This window comes from Saccharopolyspora hordei (assembly GCF_013410345.1).
Classification (GTDB): Bacteria; Actinomycetota; Actinomycetes; order Mycobacteriales; family Pseudonocardiaceae; genus Saccharopolyspora; species Saccharopolyspora hordei.
Genome location: NZ_JACCFJ010000001.1, coordinates 529,236 through 553,007, shown reverse-complemented (window position 1 = coordinate 553,007; position 23,772 = coordinate 529,236). Strand labels below are relative to the sequence as shown.

Below are 23,772 nucleotides of genomic sequence, written 5' to 3'. Positions count from 1 at the left end.
GGCGAGCCCGGCCGGGACAGCCGGTTTCGCCGTCGGCAGAGGTCGCCGAGCCCGCTCACCAGCGGTTTTCGCCCAGGGCGTACCGGAGGCCCCGCTCACTGCTCGGGTTCGTCCTCCTCGGGCGCCTCGAACGCCTTGACGTCGTTGCGGTCGTCACTGCTCGGGACGTCGCCCGGCAGGTACACCGTCTTCGACAGCGGGCCCGGGGTCCAGGTGCCCCAGTGCGTTTCGCGGTGCACGTCCATCGCCGCCTGGGCGGGCAGGGCGTCCGGTTCGTACGGGTCCACCGCGTACAGCGAGCCCCAGTCCCGGTGGATGTTGTTCCGCAGGTAGGTCGGCAGCTCGCGCATGCTGGTGGCCACGTTGAGCCAGCCGAACGGGCCGCCCGCGTCCGGCGACGACCAGCCCTGGCCGATCTCGCGGACCTCGGCGCCGGCCGACACGCGGAACTTCGGGATCTCCGCAACCCCGTTGTGCACGCCGGGCAGCTGCAGGCACGGGTGCACCAGCGCCGCGGTCCACTCCACGAACGTCGGCTGGTCGCCGACGAAGTCGGTCATGTTCACCAGCTGCGGGGCGCGCGGCGCGCTGACCGCGATCCAGCCGTTGGGCCCGACCGAGTTGTCCGTGGCCACCACGCGCATCTTGGTGGCGCCCTCGGACAGCCCGCCGACGGTGTAGCGGAAGTCCCGCCAGCCCGGGCCGCCCGGCTGCACCACGTACTTGCGGGCGGTGATGAGGAAGCCCTCCGGGGTGTCGTGGCCGAACTCCAGCGAGATCGAGTTCGCGCCGAACTCGTTGCCGGCCAGCGAGATCACCACCGGCACCTCGCCGGTCCGGGCGCGCTCGGGCAGGTCGTACCACTGGGTGCGCAGCTCGCCGGTGCCGGTGCCGGCCTGGTCGTAGCTGCCCCACACCGGCGCCCGGTCGTTGCCGAACTGGTGCGGCGGCTTCCAGTCGGGCTCCTGCGGGTCGCCGCTGTCGTCGTCGGTGGCGGGCAGGCCGGGCCGGTTGAAGCCGACCATCTTGGCCCGCATGTACTGGTCGATGTCCTCCTTGCCCTCCAGCCGCTTCGGCGGGATGGGGATGCGGACGTCCTGCGACGGCGCGCCCTTCTCGGGCTGCTCGGGCGAGACCCGCAGCATGCCGGACTGCGGGTTGGTCTCCACGTAGACGTAGTCCGACAGGCCGCAGCTGGAGCCGACGATCTGCTTCACGTTGTCGGCGCCCATGCTGTAGCTGCCCCACTGCTTCTGGATGACCTTGCCGAAGTTGGCCAGCTCGAACAGCACCAGCAGCGCGCACACGATCGACAGCGGCGCGGTGCCCAGCCGCAGCGCGCGGCTGCGCTTCTCCTCGCCGGTGGAGCTCTCGTCGACGACCTTCGGGTTGTTCTCGTCGATGCGCAGGTGCTCGATGAACGCCACGACCAGCGCGATGGCCGCGATGACCAGGAAGATCGTGCTCAGCCGGTACCCGGCCAGCACCGGCGGCATGTTGAACCAGGGCACGCCCCAGCCGGAGACGTACCACCAGGCGTTGGGGCCGGTGGCCGCGAACGCCAGGATCACCATGAGCATCGCGACGAACGCCGCCCGGTTGCGCTTGGACCGCAGCACCGTGGTGCTGGTGGCGAGCGCGGTCAGCGCGGCCAGCGCACCGCCGAAGGCGGCGAAGATGCCGAAGTGGTGCGACCACTTGGTCGGGGTGAGCACCAGCACGCCGAAGGCCATCGCGACGACGGCCAGCAGCCGCCGGCTCGGCCCCAGCGCCGCGCCGCGGACCTGGCCGCGGCGCAGCAGCACCACGGCGCAGGTCACCAGGCACAGGATCACCAGCAGCACCGGGAACCGCCGGGTCATCGAGCCGTCCGGCGTCGGGCTGAACAGCAGGTTGTAGCGGCTGAGCTCCTCGTACCAGCTCTGGCTCGGGCCGAGGTCGGTGCGCAGCTCGGTGGCGTCCATGACCGACCGGAACGTCTGGTCGGAGAACACCAGCGCCAGGATCACGAACCCGGACGCGGCGATGGGCGCCAGCACCGGCAGCCAGCCGAACTCCTGGGCGCGCTTGCGCACCAGCCGGAACAGCGGCTTCAGCGCCGCGATGAACGGCAGCACGGACACCAGGCCGTGCGGGTTCGCGCCGACCGACAGCGCGGCCACGACCAGGCCCAGCGCGGCGGGCATGAGCCGGCCAGTGGCCACCGCGCGCTCCACGGCGCACAGCGCCAGCAGCGAGAACAGCACCACGACCGGCTCGGGCCGCAGGCCGTTGTTGTACGGCAGCCAGAAGGCCAGGAACACCGCGGCGGCGGCCCAGCCGGCGGCGTTGGAGCGCCGCACCTGCTGGCCGAGCCGGGGCAGCACCTCGCGGCTGATGAGCAGCCAGGACACGATGCCCATGAGCAGCGCGGGCAGCCGCACCCACGGCGTGGCCGTGGAGATCTGCACCCACAGCGCGTACAGCTCGTAGAACCAGCCGAACGGCGCTTCCGGACCGCCGAACCAGCGGTAGTAGTTGCTGACGTACCCGAAGCTCTCGCGCGCCCGCGCGATGTTCAGGATGTAGCCGTCGTCCGAGGTCATGGCGCCCATGACCCACCAGACGACGAGCGCGCCGATGACCGAGACGTCGCGGAAGGTCGGCTTCCACCAGCCGGCCGGGGCCCACTTCGGCGGTCGCCGCCCCGCGCGCACGTCCAGTCGCCGCAGGCAGACCGCGGAGGCGATGAACGCGAGGACCGCTCCCGCCATCGCGGCGAGCTTCACCGCGGTCGGCTGGCTCTCGTAGCGGTTGTCGACGCGGGCCTCGAAGGACAGGCCGCGCACGTCGTCGATGGCGTCGTTGAGGCCGGAGTAGATGCCGGTCAGCTGCGGGCGCTGGTCCCCGCGCAGGTTGGCCAGCGACTCACTGCCCACGGTGGCGGTGGTGGCCGAGGCGTCGGAGCGCAGCTGGATCGAGCAGTCGCCGTCGGGCAGCGGCACCGTGCCCACCTGCTGGCCCTTGTTGAGCAGCGTCAGGTGGCCGTCGTCGACCTGCAGCACCAGGCCGGTCAGGTTGCCGTAGTCCGACGACGGCGGGTTGGTGCTCAGCAGGATGCCCGGGCCGTTGGTGCGCGCGTCCAGGTCGCGCGCCGAGGCGCAGGCGATGTCGGCGTTGAGCCACACCGGCGAGTAGCTCAGCAGCGGGGCCGACACGGACTTGGTGCCTTCGGCCGTCGGCCACTTCAGCGTGGTGATGTCGTAGTTGACCGGGAGGAAGGGCACCGCCAGGGCGAGCACGGTGCCGAGCAAGCCGAAGACCGTCGCGAACAGCTTGAGCCGCTTCGCGGACGGTTGCCGGTTCGTCTCGGTGTGCGCCGAAGTGTCGTCCGTTCGGCGGCTTTCCTCCTGGCCACTGAGCACGGGTGGAGAATAGTAGTTGCTGGTACGAGGGCTTTCGCGGCATTCCGCGGGTGTGCACGAGAACACCCGGGCCGACCTCGTGAGCTGCGGTCTCAGGTTGCTCTCAGGTGGCTCTCAGCGTCCCGTGAGCGCTCGGTGACCAGTCCGGCCACCCACCGCGGTCGTCCGCTCAGCGGCGGAAGAAGTGCTCCCGCTGGCCCTGCCGCACCAGCCGCAGCCACTCCTTGAACGCCTTCGGGTCGCGCTTCTGCCCCACGAAGTACAGGCCGAACCGGAGCACCTCCAGCGCCCCGATCTTGCGCATCCCCGGCTGCGACAGCAGGTACCCGCGGTTGCGGTAGGTGTAGTAGCGCTTGTTCGCGTCCGACGGGTCCTGCGCGTGGAACCGGCCGCCCAGCATCGGCTTGAACTCCGCCGAGCCGTCCGGGTGCAGGAACGTCGTCTTCAGCGTGGTGCCGAACGGCAGCCCGGAGCGCAGCACGCGGCGGTGGATCTCCACCTCGTCGCCGCGGAAGAACAGCCGGTAGTCCGGCACGCCCACCACGTCCAGGGTCGAGGCGCGGAACAGCGCGCCGTTGAACAGCGACGCGATGCCGGGCAGGAAGTCGCTGTCGCCGAGCTCGCTGACCCGCCGCTTCCAGGTCAGCCCGCGGCGCAGCGGGAACGCCAGGGTGTCCGGGGTGTCGATGTTGACCACCACCGGCGACACCGCGGCCAGCCGCCGCTTGGTGGCGACGTCCAGCAGCGTCTCCAGCGCGTGCTCGTCGGCCGGGCGGCCGTCGTCGTCGCCCAGCCACACCCACTCGGCGCCCAGCGACAGCGCGGTGAGCATGCCGAGCGCGAAGCCGCCCGCGCCGCCCAGGTTGCGGTGCGAGGGGATGTAGGTCGACGGGACGGGGCAGTCCGCCACCACGTCCTCGGCGGGCTGGTCCGGACCGTTGTCGACCACCACCAGGTGGTCGGGCAACCGGGTCTGGCTCGCGATGACCTTCAAGGACTCGGCCAGCAGCTCCCGGCGGTGCCTCGTGACGATCACCGCGACGACGGACCCGGCCGGCAGCTGCTGTGCGGAGTCGGTGCTCATGCGCCTTCGTTGCTCCCGATCGTGGCCGCGGACTCACCGATCCGCGCCAGGGTTTCCTCACTGAGGTGCTCGAAGGGGTCGTACCCCTTGTAGTGCGTCAGGACCTCGCGCAGCGAGCCCTGCTCGCGGATGCCGCCCTTGTCCATCCAGATCGCCGTGCTGCACAGCTCGATCAGGAACTCGTCGGAGTGCGAGGCGAACACCAGGATGCCGGAGCGCCGGACCAGGTCGTGCAGCCGGTCGCGGGCCTTCTCCAGGAACTCCGCGTCGACCGCGCCGATGCCCTCGTCCAGGATCAGGATCTCCGGGTCGATCGAGGTCACCACGCCCAGCGCCAGGCGCACCCGCATGCCGGTGGAGTAGGTGCGCAGCGGCATCGCGAGGTAGTCGCCGAGCTCGGTGAACTCGGCGATGTCGTCGACCCGCTTCTCCATCTCCTTGCGGGTCATGCCCAGGAAGAGCCCGCGGATGATGATGTTCTCGTAGCCGGAGATCTCCGGGTCCATGCCGACGCCGAGGTCGAACACCGGTGCGACCTTGCCGACCACCCGCGCGCTGCCCCGGGTCGGCTCGTAGATGCCGCTGAGCAGCCGCAGCAGGGTCGACTTGCCCGCGCCGTTGTGGCCGACCAGGGCCACCCGGTCGCCGTGCCGCAGCGACAGGGTGATGTCGTGCAGCGCCTCGATGATCGGGACCCGGCTGTCGGTGCCGATCTTGCCGCCGGCCTTGCCGAGCACGGCCTTCTTCAGCGAGCGGGACTTCGCGTCGAAGATCGGGAAGTCGACCGCTGCGTTCCAGACGTCGATGCTGACCACAGTTCCTCAGCCCCCGATCAGACCCAGTACGTGACGCGGGCGCGGTAGTTGCGCATCACGACCAGCGCAACCGCCCATCCGACAATGGTGCAGCACAGGACGATGACCCAGTGGTACAGCATCTGGTCCTGCCCGATCAGCGGATCGCGGATGATCTCGATGTAGTGGTACAGCGGGTTCAGGTCCGCGAGGTTCGACCGCCAGCCGAGCTCGGGCGCCTTGCTCTGCAGGATCTCGGCGTTCCACACGATCGGCGTCATGAAGAACATCAGGGTCGAGAGGCTGTTGATCACCGGCGGGATGTCGCGGAAGCGGGTCGCGATGATGCCGAACAGCAGGGCGACCCACGCGCCGTTGAGCATGAGCAGGCCGAACGCCGGGATCGCGGTGATGATGGTCCAGCTGATCGGCATCTGGAAGATCGCCAGCACGACCAGGTAGACGACCATGTTGTGCACGAAGAACAGCGACTGCCGCCACACCAGCCGCAGGATGTGCACGCTGATCGGCGACGGCAGCTGCTTCATCAGCCCTTCGTTGGCGATGAAGACCTCGGTGCCCTCGGTCAGGCAGCCGAGGATGAAGTTCCACACGATGAAACCGACCGTGAGGTACGGCAGGAACGTCTTGAGGTCCTGGCTGAACAGCTGCGAGTAGAGCAGGCCGAGCGCCGTGGCGGTCATGCCCATGCCGATGGTGATCCACAGCGGGCCGATGACCGAGCGCCGGTAGCGCTGCTTGATGTCCTGCCAGCCGAGGTGTGCCCACAGCTGTCGCTGCTTGAGGCCGTCGCGGATGTCCCTGAACGCCTTGCTCCAGGACCGGGACGACTCGGCCGCTGGAGGAGGGGGGGTCTCTACCGTGCTCGTGGACTGCACAGTGCGTCAGAGTACCGATCGGTGGAGTGCCCTCCAGGCCAGGGCATCACTCCACGGCGCGAGCCCCCGGAGCAGCTGCTCCACGCCCCGTGCACGGACCTCGCGAGGACCGCGGTCCCCGTGGGAACCGGGCACGGAGATCCCCGGGTGAATCGCGCGTAGGCAACCCTTGTGGGTGACCGCGGTGGCCGGTGGGACCGCGGTCACCCGTGGCTCACAGGTACTGGCCGGTGCCGCGGTGGTGACCGTGGTCGTCCCCGCCGCCGCCGGCCGACGGCAGGCCGCGGCGCATCTGCTCCAGCTGGGCCCGGGCCGCCATCTGCTGGGCGAACAGCGCGGTCTGCAGGCCGTGGAACAGGCCCTCCAGCCAGCCGACGAGCTGGGCCTGCGCGATCCGCAGCTCCGCCTCGGACGGCGTCTGCTCCTGGGCGAACGGCAGCGACAGCCGCTCCAGCTCCTCGATGAGCTCCGGCGCCAGGCCCTGCTCCAGCTCGCGGATGGAGGACTGGTGGATCTCCTTCAGCCGGGTGCGGCTGGCCTCGTCGAGCGGCGCCGCGCGGACCTCCTCCAGCAGCTGCTTGATCATGGTGCCGATGCGCATCACCTTGGCGGGCTGCTCGACCAGGTCGTTGATGTCCTCGCCGCGCTCGGTCTGCTCGCCCTCGGCGATCGCGCCCAGGGGCTTGCCGTCCTCGCCGACCACGAACACCTGCGCTCTGCCCTCACTGTCTTCGCGGGTCATGTCTCCATCCTGGCGGGTTGGTCGGACGCTGTGCACGGGCGGTGCCGGAGCCGATCCGCCCGGCCCTCACAGCTCCAATACACCACGGACGGACGTCGCGCGCGGGGGTGACGGGCGTGACGTGCGCGGCGCGACGCGGGCACCCACCCCGCAGCCAGCGCCGACCGCCCCGTCCGTAACGTGTCCTCCATGGCGTTCGACGTCGCGGCGGTTCGCGGGCTGTTCCCCGCGCTCGGCGACGGGTGGGTGCACCTGGACGCCCCGGCAGGCATGCAGGTCCCTGAACAAGTGGCGACCGCGGCGTCGACCGCGCTGCGGGCCCCGGTCTCCGGTCCGGGCGGGATCTTCCCCGCTTCGCAGCGCGCCGAGGCGATCGTGGAGGCCGCCCGTCGCGCGATCGCTGACCTGGTCGGGGCGAACCCGGCCGGGGTGGTGCTCGGCCCGAACTCCGCCGTCCTGCTGCAACGACTGGCCGACGCGCTGGGCGACGGCTGGATGATCGGTGACGACGTGGTCGTCTCCCGGCTGGACCACCCGGCCAACGTGGCGCCCTGGGTGCGCGCGGCGCAGCGCTCCGGCAGCACGGTGCGCTGGGCCGAGGTCGACATCGAGACCTGCGAGCTGCCCACCTGGCAGTACCAGGAGCTGGTGACCCCGCGCACGAAGGTGGTGGCCCTCACCGCGGCCTCCGGCGCGGTCGGCACCCGCCCGGACGTGCGGCAGGCCGCGGAGGCGGCGGCCGAGCACGGCGCGCTGGTGGTGGTGGACGCCTCGGCGGCCGCGCCGTTCGTCCCGCTGGACATGACCACGATGGGCGCCGACGTGATGGCGGTGAACGCCTCGGCCTGGGGCGGGCCGCCGGTGGGCGCGCTGGTGTTCCGGGACGCGGCGATGCTCGACCAGCTGCCGTCGGTGGCGCTGGAGCCCGGTGCGCGCGGTGCGGAGCGCCTGGAGCTCGGCCCGCACGCGTACCCGCTGCTGGCCGGGTTGGTGGCTTCGGTGGACTACCTGGCCGCGCTGGACGACGCCGCGGTCGGGCCGCGCCGGGAGCGGCTGCTGACCTCGCTGGGCTCGGTGAAGTCGTACCAGGCGGGCCTGCTGGCGAACCTGACCAACGGGCTCCGCAAGATGAACCACGTCATGGTCATCGGCGACGCCATGCGCCGGGTGCCGTCGATGGCGTTCACGGTGAACGGGGTGAAGGCGGTCGACGCCGTCGACCACCTCGCCGAGCGCGGCATCTGCGCCTTCGCCGACCCGGGCACCCACGGGGTCTTCGCGGTCCTCGGCGTCGGCGAGGTGGGCGGCGCGGTCCGCGTCGGCCTGGCCCACTACACCAACGCAGCCGAGGTCGACCAGCTCGTCCGCGCAGTCGCCGACCTCGCCTGACCGACGAACCCGCCCCTCGCGGCCGACTGCGCGCAGACCCCGGGGCGGGTGCCGGTCGTGGGCGGAACCGACACCCGCCACCGGCCGGGCGCACTGGAGCTGGCTGCCCCCGGGGTCAGCGGACCAGGAGGATCTTGCCCCGGACGTCGCCGGCTTCGAGCATCGCGTGCGCGCGGGCCGCCTCGGGCAGCGGGACCCGGGCGTGCACCGGCATCCGCACCCGGCCGGCCTCGACCAGCGGCCACAGGCGCTCCCGCACGTCGGTGACGATCGCGGCCTTGCCGTGCGGGCCCGACAGCGGCCGCCCGCGCAGGCCCAGCACCGACAGGTGCAGCCGCTTGACCAGCATCTTCCCCAGGTCCAGCTCGGCCTTGCGGCCGCCCTGCATGCCGATGACCGCCAGGTGCCCGTCGGGGGCCAGCGCGGACAGGTTCCGGTCCAGGTAGGACGCCCCCATGTTGTCCAGGATGACGTCGGCGCCGCCGAGCTCCTTGACGATCGGGACGAAGTCCTCGTCGCGGTAGCTGATCACCGGGTCCGCGCCGAGCTCGGCGCACAGCCGGCGGCTCGCCTCGGAGCCCGCGGTCGCCGCGACGCGCGCGCCGAGCGCCCGCCCGACCTGGATCGCGCAGGTGCCGATGCCGCCCGAACCGCCGTGCACCAGCAGCAGCTGTCCACTTCGGAGCCCCGCCTCCATGATCACGTTGGACCAGACGGTGCAGCACACCTCGGGCAGCCCGGCGGCCTCGACGAGGTCCACCCCGGCGGGCTTGGGCAGCACCTGTTCGGCGGGCACCGCAACACGTTCGGCGTAACCGCCACCGGCGAGCAGCGCGCAGACCTCGTCGCCGACCTGCCACTCCTCGACGCCCTCGCCCAGCTCGGCGATGGTGCCGGAGCACTCCAGCCCGACGACCTCGCTGGCGCCCTTCGGCGGCGGGTAGTTCCCCTCGCGCTGGCTGAGGTCCGCGCGGTTGACCGCGCTGGCGGCCACGTCGATGACCACCTCGCCCGGACCTGGCCGCGGGTCGGGGTGTTCGGTCCACTCCAGGACGTCCGGTTCACCGGGTTCACGGATCGCGATCGCATGCATGTCCGCGACGGTAGTCCGAACCGGACGGTTCGCGCGGTGCGCGGGGACCGGGCAGGACGCACAATACGGGAAAAACGGGAATTGGTCCCTGGTTCTCAACTCTTGCCGGTAAGTCCTTGACTTCGCAATGTGATCCTCCCAAGGCTTGCGTCACGAAATCCACCCGAAACGGGGAGCATGATGAGTTTGCGAACCATCACATCCAGGCGTGCGATCACCGCTCTCGCCGCGAGCTGCGCGGCGGCTGCGCTCGCTGTCACCCCGGCCGGTGCGGCCCCGGCCGACCTCGCCGCGACGATCGACGGCGACGCCGTGAACCGGCACCTCATCGCCTTCCAGCGGATCGCCGACCAGAACGGCGGCAACCGCGCGTCCGGGCAACCGGGCTACGAGGCCAGCGTGGACTACGTCGTGGACAAGCTGCGGCGCGCGGGCTTCGACGTGACCACCCCGGAGTTCACCTACGAGGCGTACTTCGAGGACTCCTCCAGCCTGTCGGTCGGGGGGCAGCCGACCGAGGGCGACGTCATGGAGTACTCCCCGTCCACTCCGGAGGGTGGCTTGACCGCGCCGCTGTCGGTGCTGCCGGTCGACGACACCCCGGGCTGCGAGGCCACCGACTACGACGGCACCGACGTCACCGGCACGGTCGTGCTCATCCAGCGCGGTGCCTGCGACTTCGCGGTGAAGCAGCAGATCGCGGCCGACGCCGGCGCGGTCGGCGCGATCATCTACAACAACGTCGAGGGCGCGCTCAACGGCACCCTCGGTGACGCCGACGCCGGGCGTGTCCCCACCGTCGGGGTCACCAAGGAGGTCGGCGAGGCGCTGGCCGGCCAGGCCGGTGCCGAGGTGCAGCTCGACATCCAGGCCCGGCTGGAGACGGTGACCACCCGCAACGTCATCGCGCAGACCAAGACCGGGCGCACCGACAACGTGGTGATGGCCGGGGCGCACCTGGACGGCGTGCCGGACGGCCCGGGCATCAACGACAACGCCACCGGCAGCGCCGGGCTGCTGGAGACCGCGCTGAAGATGGGCGGCAGCCCGGACGTCGAGAACGCGGTGCGCTTCGCCTGGTGGGGCGCGGAGGAGTCGGGCCTGGTCGGCTCGACGAAGTACGTGCAGAGCCTGACCTTCGAGCAGCAGCTCGACATCGCGCTGTACGTGAACTTCGACATGATCGGCTCGCCGAACGCCGGCTACTTCGTCTACGACGGCGACGGGTCCACCGGTGGCCCGGAGGGCCCGCAGGGCTCGGGCCAGATCAAGGAGGACTTCCTCGCCGCGATGGCCGAGCAGGGCATCGAGGCCGAGCCCAGCGAGTTCAACGGCCGCTCCGACTACGGTGAGTTCATCGCCGTGGGCATCCCGTCCGGTGGCATGCACACCGGTGTCGAGGACCTGAAGACCGAGGAGCAGGCCGCCAAGTGGGGCGGCACCGCGGGCATCGCCTTCGACCCGAACTACCACGCGGCCGGGGACGACCTGTCCAACGTGGACCGGGTCGCGCTGGAGCGGATGACCAAGGGCATCGCCGAGGTGGTGCAGGCCTACGCGCAGAGCACCGAGGCGGTCAACGGCATGCAGTCCCGCGAGGAGCGCGCCGAGCTGCGCGCCGCGCAGGCGACGCTGATGGCCCAGAGCACCGCCCAGGCCCCGAAGGTCGGCCACGGCCACGACCTGTCCTGACCGATGGCGTGCGGGGCGCCGCCGCGCGCCCCGCACGTCCCTGCCCGCAGAAGGAGGGTGCCGTGCGACGCGCGGTGTTGGTGGTGGCGGCCGCGGTGGCCGCCGCGCTGGTGACCCCGACCGCGAGCGCCGACGCGACCGTGCGGTTCGCGACGTTCAACGCCTCGCTCAACCGGGCCACCGAGGGCGAGCTGCTCGCCGACCTGTCCACACCGGACGACGAGCAGGCCCAGCAGGTGGCCGAGGTGCTGCAGCGGGTCCGCCCGGACGTGGTGCTGCTCAACGAGTTCGACCACGCCGAGGGCGCGGTCGACGCCTTCCGCACCAACTACCTGGCCCGCAGCCAGCACGGTGCCGACCCCATCGACTACCCCTACGCCTACACCGCGCCGGTGAACACGGGCGTGCCGTCGGGGATGGACCTCGACAACGACGGCCAGGTCGGCGGTCCGGGCGACGCGCACGGCTTCGGCGAGTTCCCCGGCCAGTACGGCATGGTGGTGCTGTCGCAGTACCCGATCGGCCCGGCCCGCACGTTCCAGCAGTTCCGCTGGGCGGACCTGCCGGGCGCGCGGCTCCCGGACGACCCGGCGACGCCGGAGCCCGCGGACTGGTTCACCCCGGAGGAGCTGGCGCAGGTCCGGCTGTCGTCGAAGTCGCACTGGGACCTGCCCATCGACGTCGGCGGCCGCACGGTGCACTTCCTCGTCTCGCACCCGACCCCGCCGGCCTTCGACGGCCCGGAGAAGCGCAACGTGCTGCGCAACCAGGACGAGATCCGGTTCTGGGCCGACTACGTGACGCCGGGGCGCGGCGACCACGTCTACGACGACCAGGGCGTGCGCGGTGGGCTGGAGCCCGGTGCCCGGTTCGTCATCGCCGGTGACCAGAACTCCGACCCGCTGGACGGGGACAGCAACGGTGCCCGCCAGCTGCTGCGGGCCCCGCGGGTGATCGACCCGCGGCCCGGCAGCGCCGGCGCGGTCGAGGCGAGCGTGACCCAGGGCGGCGCGAACGCGGACCACCGCGGGAACCCGTGGTTCGACACGGGCGACTTCGACGACGAGTCACCGGGCAACATCCGCGTCGACTACGTCCTGCCGTCGGCTCCGCTGGTCCCGCTGCGCTCCGGGGTGTTCTGGCCGACCGCGGCCGAGGAGCTGTCCCGCCTCAACGACGCCTCCGACCACCACCTGGTGTGGGTGGACGTGAGGGTGTGAGCTCGCGGCTCAGCTCCAGCTGCCGATGAGTTCGGGCGCGGTGAGCGGCTGGTAGAGCAGCCGCAGGCCGGTGGCGTCGGCGGGGACGTCGAAGGAGACCTTCCCGCTGTCGGGATCGCCCACGGTCAGCAGCGTCGTGAAGAGCACGCCCGTCATGTCGGTCCCGTTGGGCGCCGCGCTCGGGTACTGGTTGCCCGCCGCGTCGACCAGCACGAAGTCGACCGAGGCGACGACGCCCCCGGTCCCGCCAGACGTCGGTGGAGACGTGCTCGCCCCCTCCGGCGGGGTGGTGCACTCGGTGACGTCCTGCAGCGGAGTGGCGGTGACGGCGTACTGGCCGCCTTCCTCCTCGATGCCTGCGGTCTCGCCGCACGCGACGTCCTTGCCGCCGACCTGCGGGGTGCCGGCTTCGCTCTGCTCGGACTGGGACTGCGGCTCCGGCGCGGGGGTGGTGGGCTCACTGGCAGCGCCGCATCCGGCCAGACCCACCAGGACCACTCCGACCACAGGCGCGATGAACTTCTTCACTCCTCCTCATCAGTTCACGGGTCAGGGACCCGGAAACGATGGCAACGGAGATCGGCTTCGGACCCCTTTTCCCGGAACAGTTCTTGCATTTGTTCCGAGTGCACTCGAGTGCGTTTCCGGGGCGCAGCCGGTACGGGCTGCGCCCCCGGCTCGTGATCAGACGTTCCAGTACCAGCTCTGGGCCCCGTAGGGGTACTCCACCCGGCTGTCGACGTGGGTGAACGTGTCGTAGCGGATGATGCCGGACAGGCCGGAGGTCTGGGCCAGCGCGATGGTCTGGCTGACGCTCTTGCCGCTGATCACGATGTCCGCGGCGATGCCGTAGGTGTGCTGGCTGTTGGGCGCGCCGCCGACGCTGTCGTTGTGCGCCGTGCTGCGGAACCCGGAGTTGATGGTGATCGGCGCGTCGCCGGCCTTCTTGCGGACGGCCTCCAGCTTGTACATCAGCCGCCGGACGTTCTCCTTGACGGTGCTGGCGCCGACGTTCCCGCTGTTGAACCCGGCCCCGTCCTTGGAGTGGAACTCGGAGAAGTCGAAGTGCGCGGTCGAGCCGTCGGAGTCCTCCAGGGCGTTGAGCGCCTCCTGCGTGGTGCTGTCGACCACGCCGGTGGCCTCGAGCCCGTAGGCCTTCTGGAAGCGCATGACGGCGGCCTTGGTCCCGGGCCCGAACTGGCCGTCCACGGCGACGGAGGTCTGCTCCGCACTGTCGGCGGCCCAGCCGGCGACCCTGATCTGCAGTTCGGTGACGTCGTCGCCGCTGTCGCCCTCGCGGAGCTCACGGCTCCACTCGTAGGCGGCGGCTTCCGGCGCGGAGGTGGCGGAGACGCCGGAGAACACGAGCACGGCCATCGCCAGTGCGGCGACGAGCCGCCACGGACCTGTGGACATGAGCAACTCCCATCCGGATCGACGACCAGGGCCCGCAGGATGGCAGGAGTTGACGAAGAAGGTGCGGTTTGTCGGGAATTGCTCACCGCGGACTGCGGCAGAATCGTCGGGGTGAGTGAGCGCAGGTGTGCCGTGCTGGCACTGCACTGGCAGGTCAACGTGATCAAGCCCGAGGGCTTCTTCGGTGGGATGTTCGCCGAGCCCGTGGCCCGCAGCGGGGTGGTGGAACGCGCGGCGCGGTTCCACGGCGCCATCGAGGAAGCGGGCGCGGACGTCGTGCACACCCGCTTCACCGTCCCGGAGGGCGAGGGGCAGCTGGTCCGCAACACCGCGTTCATGCGGGCCGTGGCCGACGCGCAGGAGGCCTTCCGCCCGGACGCGCCGGGCTCGGCGCTGATCCCCGAGATGCAGCACCCGACGAACCACGTGGTGGACAACCAGAAGCTCTCCGGCCTCGCGGGCAACGACCTGGCGACCTGGCTGCGCGAGCGGGACGTGGACCTGCTGTTCCTGACCGGGGTCGCGACGAACCTGACGGTGGAGCAGACGGCCCGCCACGCCACCGACCTCGGCTTCCGCGTCCGGGTCGTCAGCGACTGCGTGGCCGCGGCCGACGAGGCGGTGCACGAGGCCTCCCTGGCCAACCTCGACCTGGTCACCGAGGGCCGCACCACAGCCGTCGAAGCCGTCCAGATCGCCTACGACCACTGACCCCCGCGGCGGGCCCTGTCGCCCACCCCCGGGCACACCGCGGCCGTCGTCCGGCTCCGCCCACCTGGCGGTACCCGGCTCCGGGGCAGACGATGGCGGCAGCGTGCGAGGGGAGGCAGCGATGCGCCAGACCAACCTCGTCAGGGAGACAGCCGAGTACGTCCGCGCCCGCGAGGAGCTGCGCAAGGCCGAGGTCGAGCTGATGCACCACCGCGAGCGGGTCGCCGAGCAGCGCCGTCAGCTCCCCATGGGACCGGTGGTCGACGACTACGCGTTCGAGGAGGGGCCGGCGGACCTGGACGCCGGCGACGAGCCGGTGCGGGAGGTGCACCTGAGGGAGCTGTTCACCGGGCCCGACCGCGACCTCGTCCTCTACCACCTCATGTACGGCAAGGCGCAGACCGAGCCGTGCCCGATGTGCACGATGTGGGTCGACGGCTTCAACGGGGTCGCCCAGCACTTGCGCCGCACCGTCGACTTCGCGGTGGTGGCCGCGGCCGGCCTGCCCGAGCTGCGCGAGCACGCCCGCAAGCGCGGCTGGACGCAGCTGCGCCTGCTCAGCGCCGCGAAGAACACCTTCAAGCGCGACCTGGGCAGCGAGGACGAGCAGGGCCGCCAGGACTCGGAGGTGTCGGTGTTCACCCGCGACGAGGACGGCGTGCTGCGCCACGTCTACTCGGCGCACCCGCGCATGTCGGACGGGATCGCCGAGCGCGGCATCGACCTGCTGAGCCCGGTCTGGCACGTCCTCGACCTGACCACCCGGGGTCGCGGCGACTGGTACCCGACCCTCGACTAGCGGGGCTCACCGGAAGGCGGCGCTGTTCACCGGGAAGTCGAAGTACTGGTCCGGGAACGGCTCCTCCGGCAGGTTGAAGTGCCACCACTCGTACTCGTAGTTCTCCAGCCCGGCCGCGGTGAGCACGTCGCGCAGCAGGTCCCGGTTGGCCCTGGCCTCGCCGGTCACCCGCGGGTCGTCGGTGTGCGCGAGGCTGTCGAAGCAGTCGTAGCCGGTGGCCATGTCGACGCTGTTGTCCGGGAACCGCTCCCCGGCCGGGGCGGTGCACGGGGTCAGCGGCTCGCCGGGCTGGTAGGGGCGCTGCGGCGCGGCGGGCAGCGTGACGATGGTCAGGTCGACGGAGCTGCCCCGGCTGTGCCCGGAGTGCTCGGCGATGTAGCCCTCGGCGAACAGCCGCGACTTGTCCAGGCCCGGGTAAAACTCCTCCTTCATGCGGTGGTCGTCGACGTCCTTCGACCACTCGACGAAGTGCGACACGGCGCGCTGCGGCCGGTAGCAGTCGTAGACCTTGAGGCTGTAGCCCTGGCTGGTGAGCCGCTGCTGCGCCTGGTGCAGCGCGTCGGCGAGCGGCTGCGTCACCACGCACATCGGCTCGTCGTAGCCGGGCACCGGGTCCCCGGTGAAGTTGTGCGGCGTCGCGTAGCGCATCTCCTCGATGATCGAGGGATCGACGTCCCGCAACCGCACGAACCCGGCCGGCGCGTGCTCCACCTCGGCCGCCGGGCTCGACGGCGCGGGGCTCGGCGGAGCCGGGCTCTCCGCGGGCGGACTGGGCGGCGCCGGAGCAGGCGGCGCAGCCGTCCCGCACGCCGCCGCCACGAACACGAACGCCACCGCCGAGACCAGCCGCGCACCACGGATCATGCCGCCACGGTAGCCCCCCGAACCCCACCAGCGCACCGGTCGAGCGGAGGCACCGAGCCCGCCGACCAGATCACCGCAGCCCCACCTGCCCGCGTTCGCCGCCGTCCACTGATCGGGTAGGGGCGGTCCGCTGATCGGGTAGGCGTGCACGACATACCCGCCTTCGCGCTTCGGGTGCGCGAGAGTTCGATCATGAACTCTGCTGTGATGACGACGCGTTTCGCGCACGACCCGATCGCACCCGACAGCGCGCAGTTCCCGCTCGGCCGCCCGCTGGGGGCGTCGAACAACACCGCCCCTGCCTCCGGGGAGGGAGTCCGCCCGTGGGGGTTGCGGGGCATGTCAGCGCTGTCGAACAAGACGGTGGAGCCGTTGCCTGCGTGGCGCTATGACCACGAGAGGCAGATCGCGGTGGACCTCGACGGGACTGCGCTCAACGAACTGCGCACGGACCCGTCCGCGGACTCGGTGTCGAGCCTCGACGGTGACGAGGGGCCGAACGAGGATTGGGTGCACGACTTCATCGGAGACGCACCGGGAACACCTGCATGACGGTCCTGGTCCTCGCGAGGGATCTCGACCCGTCTGCCGACGCCGTGGTGCTCGCACTACGAGAACGCGGCACACCGGTGGTCAGGGTGAACACCGCGTGGTTCCCCGCGCAGCTCAGTGTTTCCGCTGGGCTGCGCGGCGGACGCTGGTCCGGGTACCTGCGGACACCGGCGCACTGCGTGGAGCTGGAAGAAGTCCACGCGGTGTGGTACCGCAGTCCTGAGGCGTACCGGATGCCCGACGAGCTGTCGGCGCCGGAACGCCAGCACGCCTCCGTGGAAGCCAAGTACGGCCTCGGCGGGGTGCTGTCCAGCCTGCCCGTGTTCTGGGTGAACCACCCTGCTCGCATGGCCGACGCGGCGTACAAGCCTGTGCAGCTCGTCCGGGCGTACGAGTGCGGGCTCACGGTCCCGGACACGGCCATCACCAACGAAGCCGACACCGTGCGCCGGTTCGCAGCCGAGGGACGCACGGTCACCAAGCTGCTGGGCGCGAACACGATCTCGGAAGAGGGCATGCGCAAGCTGTCGTGGACGCGTGTGCTCGTCGAGGACGACCTCGCCGACCTGCGGGGGATCGAGGTCACCACGCACCTGGTGCAGCGATGGGTGCCGAAGGCGTTCGAGGTGCGCGTCATCGTCCTGGGCCACCACCTCACCGCGGCCGCGATCTACGCAGGCAACGCCGCCTCCCGCGTCGACTGGCGCTCGGACTACGACGCCCTGTCGTACGACCTGATCGAGCCGCCCAGCGGCGTCACCGAGGGGATCCACGCACTCATGCGGAGCCTCGGGCTGGTGTACGGGGCGCTGGACTTCGTGGTGACCCCCGAGGGCGAGTGGGTCTTCCTGGAGGTCAATCCGGGTGGGCAGTATGGGTGGATCGAGTCCTGCACCGGTGCGCCGCTGACGGGGACTCTCGCCGACCTGTTGACGGAGGGGCGACCATGACCACGCTCGACGTCGCGTGGGAAAGCCGTGCGCAGGCGCTCGCCGACGAGCTCGAAGCCCGCGGGGACCTCACCGATCCGGCGTGGAAGGCCGCGATCGCCGCGACCCCGCGGCACGTGCTCGTCCCGGAGGCCCACGAGCAGGACGCGACCGGCGAGTGGCACCCGCTCGACCTGACCTCGCCGAGCGGGCTCGATCGGGTCTACTCGGCGACCACGCTGGTGACCGCCCTCGCCGACCGGGGCACGCACCGCGAGGGGATCTCCAGCAGCACCAAACCCGACCTCATGGTGCGGATGCTGGAATCCCTCGACGTCCACGACGGGCACCGGGTGTTGGAGATCGGGACCGGCACCGGCTACAACGCGGCGCTTCTGGCGCACCGGCTCGGTGACGAGCGGGTGTTCTCCGTCGACCTGGACGCCGAGCTCGTCGACCCGGCACGCGACCGGCTCGCCTCGATCGGGCGCCACCCGACGCTCGTCACCCGTGACGGCGCCGGGGGACTGCCCGAGCACGCGCCCTACGACCGCATCATCGCGACGTGCTCGGTGCCGGCCGTGCCGGTGGCCTGGCGGGACCAGCTCGCCGACGGCGGCCTGTTGCTCGTCGACGTCAAGGTCGGTACCGGCGCGGGAAACCTGGTGCTGCTGCGCCGCGACGGCGACCGGCTCTCGGGGCGGTTCACGGACCGGTGGGCGGCATTCATGACGATGCGCCACCCCCACGAGCGGCTGCGCGCACAGTGCGCGCCAGCCGGTCAGGACGGGCGGACGCGCACCACGACCGCGCCGCCGAACCCCTGGGAGCGCGACCGGGTGGTGTGGTTCCTGGCCCACCTCACCGGACTGCCGAGCGGCGTCCGCCCCGGGGTGCGGTTCGACCCGGACACCCGTCGGCCCACGGCCGGGACGGTCACCGCGCCCGACGGGTCGCACGCTCTCGTGGCGCTCGAACCGACGCGCGAGGGCACGTGGTCGGTGACCGAGAGCGGCCCCACCCCGCTGTGGCGGGCGGTCGAGCGAGCACACCACCTGTGGCGAGAGGCGGGCGAGCCGGACTGGCCCCGCCTCGGCATGACCGTCACTCCGGACGACCAGCAGGTGTGGATCGACGACCCGCACGGCGAGCACCGCTGGCGCCTGCCGTGACCAGCGGGTCCAGCCCCTGGACCCAGCGCTGCGAGCACGGGCGTCCAGCAAGACGACCAGGTCGAGCCAGCGGGTTCTTCCTCCGACTCGTCCCGGAACCGGTCGTGCGCGTGCTTCACTTCCGTGCGACGGAGTGGGCCGAGGGCGGGAGACTGCGGTGTGGATGCGGTTCGTGCTGGCGTTCCTCGGCGCCCTGGCCGGTGTGGCGCTGGCCGCGTACGGTGCGACGTCCGTGCTGGTCGGCTTCGGGGAGCAGCGCTACGTCGACCGGGCCTACGTGGTCGGGTTCGTCCCTGGTTCCGGGTGCGGTGACGCGCACGACCTGTACCTCAGGATCGAGGACGGGGAGGTGTTGGACTGCGTTCCGGAAGGGGGCCTCGGATCGGGGCGGGTCCACCTGACGGGTTTCACCGACGACCAGGAAGATCAGGTGCAGGACCTGGTCGAGCAGCTCGGGGACGACGGGCTGTCGGCCGAGGACCAGGACGAGGTCCAGCGGCTCGTGGACAGCATCGCCGCCGAGGTCCCGCCTGCGGAGCGGCCCTACGGTGACCAGGCGGTGTCGGGCACCACCCGGATCTGGGCCGGAGCCGCCATGGCCGTCGGCGGCATGCTCGGTGCCGTGAGCATCCTCTTCCTGGCCGCGCCGAGGCAGCGACCGCCGCGCTGAGCTCGTCACCAGCCCCGACGAGGACGCACCAGGAAGAGTCGATCGAGACCAGGACTGAGACGAAATTTGAGACGAAGCGCGACAGAGCCCGGTCGGGGAGGTCCCCGCCGGGCTCTGTTTGCGCTGGTCATTGGAGCGGAAGCGGCGGGATTCGAACCCGCGGTCCCTCTCGGGACGCTCGCTTTCAAGGCGAGTGCATTCGGCCGCTCTGCCACGCTTCCAGGCCGCAGCGTAGCCAACGAGCCCGCGTCGGCGCGCAGGCGGGCCGCTACTTGATGCCGCCCAGGTGAGCCGTCAGCCGGTCGAAGATCCGGCCCAGGACCTCCTGCTCGTGCTCGTCGAGGAGGTCGATCAGGTTCTCGCGGACGCTCGCCACGTGGACGGGGGCCGCCTCGCGGAGCTTCGCCGCGCCCGCCTCGGTGAGCACCGCGAGGACACCGCGGCCGTCGTCCGGGCACTCGACGCGGCGGACCAGGCCGGCCGCTTCCAGGCGGCGGACCTGGTGCGAGGTGCGGCTCTTGGAGTGCGCCACGTCGTTGGCCAGCTCGCTCATGCGCATCCGCTGGTCCGGGCTCTCGGAGAGCCGGACCAAGATCTCGTAGTCCGCGATCGACAGGTCGTGGGAGAGCTGCAGGTCCCGGTTGAGACGATGCTCCAGCAGCGCGCTGCCGACGATGTAGGCGCGCCACGCCCCCATCTCACGATCGTTCAGCCATCGAGTGCCCTCTGTCACTTGATCAGGTTACTAGGCGGACCGGCGCCCGCGAAAATCGTTCGCCGCCGGACCGCTCGGCGCCGATACCATCGGGGCGTGCCCGGCTCCGCGGAGCACGGTCTGCGGCGAACGCCGCTGACCGAGGGGCGCCCGTCGCGCTCGTGGCGCGCAGCACCGCGTCGAGCCGGTTCCGCGATCACCAGGGGAGCACCGACGCCGTCGCGGGCCGTGCTCAGCGGGCTGGCCGAGGGAGAAGGCGGACGTGACCACTGCGGTTGAAGTGATCGGCCTGGTCAAGCGGTACCCGAAGAGCCGCACCAACGCGGTGGACGGGCTCAGCTTCCAGGTGGAGGCGGGCGAGGTCTTCGGGCTGCTCGGCCCCAACGGCGCGGGCAAGACCACCACGGTCGGCATCCTGACCACCCGCGTGCTGCTGACCAGCGGCACCGCCCGCGTCGCCGGGGTCGACGTGGCCGCCGACCCGGTGGCCGCGCGCAGCAAGGTCGCCGTGGTCCCGCAGCGGGTGAACCTGGACCGCTCGCTCAACGCGCGGCAGAACCTCGTCTGGCACGCCGCCTACCACGGGGTGCCGCGGGCCGAGCGGCACCGCCTCGCCGACGAGCTGCTGGAGCGGATGGGGCTGGCGGACAAGGCGAAGGCGCGCGTCGACGACCTGTCCGGCGGGCAGGCGCAGCGGCTGATGATCGCCCGCGCCCTCACCCACGAGCCCGAGGTGCTGTTCCTCGACGAGCCGTCCACCGGGCTCGACCCGCAGGCCCGGCTGTTCGTGCACGACCGCATCAGGGACCTCCGCGCCGAGGGCGTCACCGTCGTGCTCACCACGCACGACATGGACGAGGCGGAGAAGCTCTCCGACCGGGTCGGCGTGGTCGACCACGGCCGGCTGCTGACCCTGGACACCCCGGAGGCGCTGATCAAGTCGCTGCCGGGCAGCGGCACGGTGGACGCCACGGTGCGGCCGAACGGCCACGAGCCGGACCGCCTCACCGGACTGCTGTCCGCGGTGGACGGTGTGCACCGGGTGGAGAAGGTCGGCGATGGCACCGCGGCCGACGGCGAGCCCGAGCTGCGGCTGCGGCTCTACGTCGGCGGTGAGCCGGCCGCGCTGCTCGGCCCGGTCGCCCAGGTCCTGCACGAGCAGCGGGTCCCGGTCAGCGACCTGTCGCTGGGCACGGCGACGCTCGAGGACGTCTTCATCGACCTCACCGGGAGGGAACTGCGATGAGTCCGGTGCGCGCCTTCGCCGCGGTGCTGGGCCGCGACGTGTTCGTGACGGGCCGGGAGCTGCCGAGCTTCCTGGCGCAGGTGCTGGTCCAGCCGGTGGCGCTGCTGTTCATCTTCGGCAAGGTGCTCAGCGAGCTCGGCTACGCCCAGCCCGGCTACGCGCAGATCCTGCTGCCGGGCATGATCGCGCTCAACGCGTTCCTGGTGTCGCTGCAGAACACCTCCTTCCCGCTGGTGCTGGACTTCTCGTACTCGCGGGAGATCGAGGACCGCCTGCTGGCGCCGCTGCCGATCAGCTGGGTGGCGGTGGAGAAGATGCTCTTCGGCGCGCTGCGCGGACTGCTCGCGGCGGTGCTGATGGTGCCGATCGGCATGGTGGTGCTCGGCGAGATCGACTGGAACCACCGCGGCCTCGGGTTCGCGCTGCTCTGCGTGCTGCTGGGCTCGCTGGCGGGGGCCGCGGTCGGCCTGACCGTGGGCGCCGCGGTGCCGCCGCGCCGCATCAACATCATGTTCGCGGTGATCCTGGCGCCGCTGATGTTCACCGGGGCGACCCAGTTCCCGTGGGCGCAGCTGGGGCACCTGCGCTGGTTCCAGGTGCTGTGCGCGATCAACCCGCTGACCTACGTCAGCGAGGGGATGCGCGGCGCGCTGCTGCCGGACGTGCCGCACATGGCCCCGTGGATCTGCGTGCTGGCCCTGCTGGTGTCCTGCGCGGTCTTCGGAGCGCTCGGGATCACGTTCTTCCTCCGCCGCGCCCTGGACTGACGGTCGTCGAGCGCTTTCGCCGTCGTGACAACGGAAAGCGCTTGCGCCTCCGGTTCGCAGCGGAGCGTGGTCGCGTGGTGGAACATGTTCCTCCTAGCGGCGGATGATCCCGGGGTGGTCGTCGTGCTTCCGTGGAGGGGAGGTTCGCCCGCTCCAGGGAGGTCACCGGTGACTCAGGCGCTCGTCAGGCACTTGCGGGACACCATCTACCGGGCCGAGCAGCTGTCCACGGTCCGCCCGCTGGCCATGCCACCGCCCGGATCGGGCCTGAAGCCGGTGTTCGGCAACAGCGGCCTGCCCGTCCTCGGCCACACCGTCAGCGTGCTGACCGACCTGCTCGCGGCCTCGCGCCGCCGGTACGCGGAGTTCGGGCCGGTGTCGTGGGGCGTGACGCTGGGGACCAAGGCGGTCACCGTGATGGGCCCGGACGCGATCGAGACGGTGGTCACCAACCGCGACAAGGCCTTCGCCAACGAGGGCTTCTACGACTACTTGATCGGTGCGTTCTTCCGCCGCGGCATCCTGCTGATGGACTTCGACGAGCACCTGCACCACCGGCGGATCATGCAACAGGCCTTCACCCGCCAGCGCCTGGTCGGCTACCTCGACGTGATGTCGCCGGCCATCGAGCGCGAGCTGGCGCAGTGGCGGCCGAGCGAGCGCTTCCCGATCTACACCGCGGCGAAGCGGCTCACCCTGGACATCGCGACCGAGGTGTTCGTCGGCGAGGAGCCCGGGGCGGAAGCGGACCGGCTCAGCGAGGCGTTCGTGGCCGCGGTGCACGGTGGCCACGCGATCGTGCGCGCCGACGTGCCCGGCGGGACCTGGGCGAAGGGGCTGCGCGGACGCCGGTGGTTGGAGGACTACTTCCGCAGGCGGCTCCCGGCCAAGCGCGCCGGTGACGGGCAGGACCTGTTCAGCGTGCTCTGCCGGGCCGAGTCCGAGGACGGTGACCGCTTCACCGACGAGGACATCGTCAACCACATGATCTTCGCGCTGATGGCCGCGCACGACACGAGCACCATCACGCTCGCCATGACGGCGCTCTACCTCGGCCAGCACCCGGAGTGGCAGGACCGCGTCCGCGAGGAGGCCCGCGCGCTCGGCAAGCCCGCGCTGGAGTACGGCGACCTGGACCGGTTGCCGCTGCTGGACATGGTGGTCAAGGAGTCGCTGCGGATGAACGCGCCGGTCGGCGGGCTGTTCCGGGAGACGGTGAAGGACACCGAGGTCCTCGGCCACCACATCCCGGCGGGCACCAAGCTCGTCGCCCAGGTCTACGCGACGCAGCGGATGTCGGAGTGGTGGCCGAACCCGGACGTGTTCGACCCGGAGCGCTTCGCCGAGCACCGCCGCGAGGACAAGGTCCACCGCTACGCGTGGGCCCCGTTCGGCGGCGGCGCGCACAAGTGCATCGGCATGCACTTCGGGACCATGGAGGTCAAGGCGATCCTGCACCAGCTGCTGCTGCGGTACCGCTGGACGGTCAGTCCCGACTACGAGCCGCCGATGCGCTACGGCACCGGCCCGATGCCCACCGACGGCCTGCCGATCCACCTCACCCGCCTCGCCACCTGATCACAGCCCGGAGGGGCACCTCGCCGCCCGGCGAGG

22 protein-coding genes and 1 tRNA gene are annotated in these 23,772 nt (G+C 71.4%); 12 read left to right on the top strand and 11 right to left on the bottom strand.

Annotated features, from left to right (window positions below; translation table 11 throughout):
• Positions 1 to 95: 95 nt before the first annotated feature.
• The 5 genes from HNR68_RS02635 to HNR68_RS02615 all read right to left on the bottom strand — a co-directional run bounded on the left by HNR68_RS02635 (position 96) and on the right by HNR68_RS02615 (position 6,923).
• Entirely contained in the window at positions 96 to 3,404 is a 3,309-nt protein-coding gene (locus HNR68_RS02635; RefSeq protein WP_179717278.1) for an arabinosyltransferase domain-containing protein, read from the bottom strand.
• Between the two features lie 169 nt (positions 3,405 to 3,573).
• Positions 3,574 to 4,488, bottom strand: a complete 915-nt coding sequence (glfT1, locus tag HNR68_RS02630; protein ID WP_179717276.1) for a galactofuranosyltransferase GlfT1 — start codon at positions 4,486 to 4,488, stop codon at positions 3,574 to 3,576.
• Positions 4,485 to 5,303 (bottom strand): galactan export ABC transporter ATP-binding subunit Wzt/RfbE, encoded by an 819-nt coding sequence (gene wzt / locus HNR68_RS02625; protein WP_179717274.1) that lies wholly within the window; start codon positions 5,301 to 5,303, stop codon positions 4,485 to 4,487. Before wzt ends, glfT1 begins: the two co-directional genes overlap by 4 nt.
• Positions 5,304 to 5,320: 17 nt before the next feature.
• On the bottom strand, positions 5,321 to 6,181 hold the full coding sequence (wzm, locus tag HNR68_RS02620; RefSeq protein WP_179717272.1) for a galactan export ABC transporter permease subunit Wzm/RfbD: 861 nt from the start codon (positions 6,179 to 6,181) through the stop codon (positions 5,321 to 5,323).
• Positions 6,182 to 6,395: 214 nt separating this feature from the next.
• The gene (locus tag HNR68_RS02615; RefSeq protein WP_179717269.1) at positions 6,396 to 6,923 is read right to left on the bottom strand and encodes a bacterial proteasome activator family protein; all 528 of its coding nucleotides are present in this window, start codon (positions 6,921 to 6,923) and stop codon (positions 6,396 to 6,398) included.
• A gap of 189 nt (positions 6,924 to 7,112) precedes the next feature.
• Here HNR68_RS02615 and HNR68_RS02610 point away from each other — a divergent pair, with 189 nt between their 5' ends.
• Complete coding sequence (locus HNR68_RS02610) at positions 7,113 to 8,312, top strand: cysteine desulfurase-like protein (RefSeq protein ID WP_179717267.1); 1,200 nt, start codon at positions 7,113 to 7,115, stop codon at positions 8,310 to 8,312.
• Between the two features lie 115 nt (positions 8,313 to 8,427).
• Here the strand turns inward: HNR68_RS02610 and HNR68_RS02605 are convergent, their stop codons facing one another.
• Positions 8,428 to 9,405, bottom strand: a complete 978-nt coding sequence (locus HNR68_RS02605) for an NAD(P)H-quinone oxidoreductase (RefSeq protein WP_179717265.1) — start codon at positions 9,403 to 9,405, stop codon at positions 8,428 to 8,430.
• Positions 9,406 to 9,585: 180 nt separating this feature from the next.
• Here HNR68_RS02605 and HNR68_RS02600 point away from each other — a divergent pair, with 180 nt between their 5' ends.
• Both HNR68_RS02600 and HNR68_RS02595 read left to right on the top strand, forming a co-directional pair.
• A complete protein-coding gene (locus tag HNR68_RS02600; protein ID WP_179717263.1) occupies positions 9,586 to 11,097 on the top strand; it encodes a M28 family metallopeptidase in 1,512 nt (503 codons plus the stop codon).
• A 62-nt stretch (positions 11,098 to 11,159) separates the two neighbouring features.
• Positions 11,160 to 12,317 carry an endonuclease/exonuclease/phosphatase family protein gene (locus HNR68_RS02595; protein ID WP_179717261.1) on the top strand — a complete coding sequence of 386 codons (1,158 nt, stop codon included), beginning with the start codon at positions 11,160 to 11,162 and terminating at the stop codon, positions 12,315 to 12,317.
• 9 nt (positions 12,318 to 12,326) lie between these two features.
• Here HNR68_RS02595 and HNR68_RS02590 read toward each other — a convergent pair whose 3' ends face one another.
• Positions 12,327 to 12,845 carry a DUF4352 domain-containing protein gene (locus HNR68_RS02590; RefSeq protein WP_179717259.1) on the bottom strand — a complete coding sequence of 173 codons (519 nt, stop codon included), beginning with the start codon at positions 12,843 to 12,845 and terminating at the stop codon, positions 12,327 to 12,329.
• A 156-nt stretch (positions 12,846 to 13,001) separates the two neighbouring features.
• Complete coding sequence (locus tag HNR68_RS02585; protein ID WP_179717257.1) at positions 13,002 to 13,733, bottom strand: D-Ala-D-Ala carboxypeptidase family metallohydrolase; 732 nt, start codon at positions 13,731 to 13,733, stop codon at positions 13,002 to 13,004.
• A 111-nt stretch (positions 13,734 to 13,844) separates the two neighbouring features.
• Here HNR68_RS02585 and HNR68_RS02580 point away from each other — a divergent pair, with 111 nt between their 5' ends.
• Positions 13,845 to 14,444 (top strand): cysteine hydrolase family protein, encoded by a 600-nt coding sequence (locus tag HNR68_RS02580; RefSeq protein ID WP_343049892.1) that lies wholly within the window; start codon positions 13,845 to 13,847, stop codon positions 14,442 to 14,444.
• A gap of 121 nt (positions 14,445 to 14,565) precedes the next feature.
• Positions 14,566 to 15,243, top strand: coding sequence for a DUF899 family protein (locus HNR68_RS02575; protein ID WP_179717252.1), 678 nt, complete (start codon positions 14,566 to 14,568; stop codon positions 15,241 to 15,243).
• Positions 15,244 to 15,249: 6 nt separating this feature from the next.
• Here the strand turns inward: HNR68_RS02575 and HNR68_RS02570 are convergent, their stop codons facing one another.
• On the bottom strand, positions 15,250 to 16,107 hold the full coding sequence (locus HNR68_RS02570; RefSeq protein WP_179717250.1) for a M15 family metallopeptidase: 858 nt from the start codon (positions 16,105 to 16,107) through the stop codon (positions 15,250 to 15,252).
• A gap of 192 nt (positions 16,108 to 16,299) precedes the next feature.
• On the opposite strand from HNR68_RS02570, the gene tgmA reads away from it, so the two are divergent.
• The 4 genes from tgmA (at position 16,300) to HNR68_RS02550 (ending at position 19,430) form a co-directional block, all read left to right on the top strand.
• Positions 16,300 to 16,659: a putative ATP-grasp-modified RiPP gene (gene tgmA, locus HNR68_RS02565; RefSeq protein ID WP_218888175.1), complete on the top strand. Its 360-nt coding sequence runs from the start codon at positions 16,300 to 16,302 to the stop codon at positions 16,657 to 16,659.
• Positions 16,656 to 17,609: an ATP-grasp ribosomal peptide maturase gene (gene tgmB / locus HNR68_RS02560; protein WP_179717248.1), complete on the top strand. Its 954-nt coding sequence runs from the start codon at positions 16,656 to 16,658 to the stop codon at positions 17,607 to 17,609. Before tgmA ends, tgmB begins: the two co-directional genes overlap by 4 nt.
• Positions 17,606 to 18,760 (top strand): methyltransferase domain-containing protein, encoded by a 1,155-nt coding sequence (locus HNR68_RS02555; RefSeq protein WP_179717247.1) that lies wholly within the window; start codon positions 17,606 to 17,608, stop codon positions 18,758 to 18,760. Before tgmB ends, HNR68_RS02555 begins: the two co-directional genes overlap by 4 nt.
• Before the next feature lie 157 nt (positions 18,761 to 18,917).
• Positions 18,918 to 19,430, top strand: coding sequence for a hypothetical protein (locus HNR68_RS02550; RefSeq protein WP_179717245.1), 513 nt, complete (start codon positions 18,918 to 18,920; stop codon positions 19,428 to 19,430).
• A 136-nt stretch (positions 19,431 to 19,566) separates the two neighbouring features.
• Here HNR68_RS02550 and HNR68_RS02545 read toward each other — a convergent pair.
• Positions 19,567 to 19,651, bottom strand: a tRNA-Ser gene (locus HNR68_RS02545).
• Between the two features lie 47 nt (positions 19,652 to 19,698).
• Positions 19,699 to 20,127, bottom strand: coding sequence for a MarR family winged helix-turn-helix transcriptional regulator (locus HNR68_RS02540; RefSeq protein WP_179717243.1), 429 nt, complete (start codon positions 20,125 to 20,127; stop codon positions 19,699 to 19,701).
• 280 nt (positions 20,128 to 20,407) lie between these two features.
• Between HNR68_RS02540 and HNR68_RS02535 the strand changes: the two genes are divergently transcribed.
• The 3 genes from HNR68_RS02535 to HNR68_RS02525 all read left to right on the top strand — a co-directional run bounded on the left by HNR68_RS02535 (position 20,408) and on the right by HNR68_RS02525 (position 23,736).
• The gene (locus HNR68_RS02535) at positions 20,408 to 21,391 is read left to right on the top strand and encodes an ATP-binding cassette domain-containing protein (RefSeq protein ID WP_179717241.1); all 984 of its coding nucleotides are present in this window, start codon (positions 20,408 to 20,410) and stop codon (positions 21,389 to 21,391) included.
• Positions 21,388 to 22,158, top strand: coding sequence for an ABC transporter permease (locus HNR68_RS02530; protein WP_179717239.1), 771 nt, complete (start codon positions 21,388 to 21,390; stop codon positions 22,156 to 22,158). Before HNR68_RS02535 ends, HNR68_RS02530 begins: the two co-directional genes overlap by 4 nt.
• A gap of 168 nt (positions 22,159 to 22,326) precedes the next feature.
• Positions 22,327 to 23,736 carry a cytochrome P450 gene (locus HNR68_RS02525; protein WP_343049891.1) on the top strand — a complete coding sequence of 470 codons (1,410 nt, stop codon included), beginning with the start codon at positions 22,327 to 22,329 and terminating at the stop codon, positions 23,734 to 23,736.
• Positions 23,737 to 23,772: the final 36 nt, after the last annotated feature.

Bases quoted from the DNA above. Each gene is read 5' to 3' on its own strand.
- glfT1 (WP_179717276.1), bottom strand. From the start codon at position 4,488: ATGAGCACCGACTCCGCACAGCAGCTGCCGGCCGGGTCCGTCGTCGCG.
- HNR68_RS02615 (WP_179717269.1), bottom strand. From the start codon at position 6,923: ATGACCCGCGAAGACAGTGAGGGCAGAGCGCAGGTGTTCGTGGTCGGC.
- HNR68_RS02610 (WP_179717267.1), top strand. From the start codon at position 7,113: ATGGCGTTCGACGTCGCGGCGGTTCGCGGGCTGTTCCCCGCGCTCGGC.
- HNR68_RS02605 (WP_179717265.1), bottom strand. From the start codon at position 9,405: ATGCATGCGATCGCGATCCGTGAACCCGGTGAACCGGACGTCCTGGAG.
- HNR68_RS02600 (WP_179717263.1), top strand. From the start codon at position 9,586: ATGAGTTTGCGAACCATCACATCCAGGCGTGCGATCACCGCTCTCGCC.
- HNR68_RS02585 (WP_179717257.1), bottom strand. From the start codon at position 13,733: ATGTCCACAGGTCCGTGGCGGCTCGTCGCCGCACTGGCGATGGCCGTG.
- HNR68_RS02575 (WP_179717252.1), top strand. From the start codon at position 14,566: ATGCGCCAGACCAACCTCGTCAGGGAGACAGCCGAGTACGTCCGCGCC.
- HNR68_RS02570 (WP_179717250.1), bottom strand. From the start codon at position 16,107: ATGATCCGTGGTGCGCGGCTGGTCTCGGCGGTGGCGTTCGTGTTCGTG.
- tgmA (WP_218888175.1), top strand. From the start codon at position 16,300: ATGAACTCTGCTGTGATGACGACGCGTTTCGCGCACGACCCGATCGCA.
- tgmB (WP_179717248.1), top strand. From the start codon at position 16,656: ATGACGGTCCTGGTCCTCGCGAGGGATCTCGACCCGTCTGCCGACGCC.
- HNR68_RS02555 (WP_179717247.1), top strand. From the start codon at position 17,606: ATGACCACGCTCGACGTCGCGTGGGAAAGCCGTGCGCAGGCGCTCGCC.
- HNR68_RS02540 (WP_179717243.1), bottom strand. From the start codon at position 20,127: ATGGGGGCGTGGCGCGCCTACATCGTCGGCAGCGCGCTGCTGGAGCAT.
- HNR68_RS02530 (WP_179717239.1), top strand. From the start codon at position 21,388: ATGAGTCCGGTGCGCGCCTTCGCCGCGGTGCTGGGCCGCGACGTGTTC.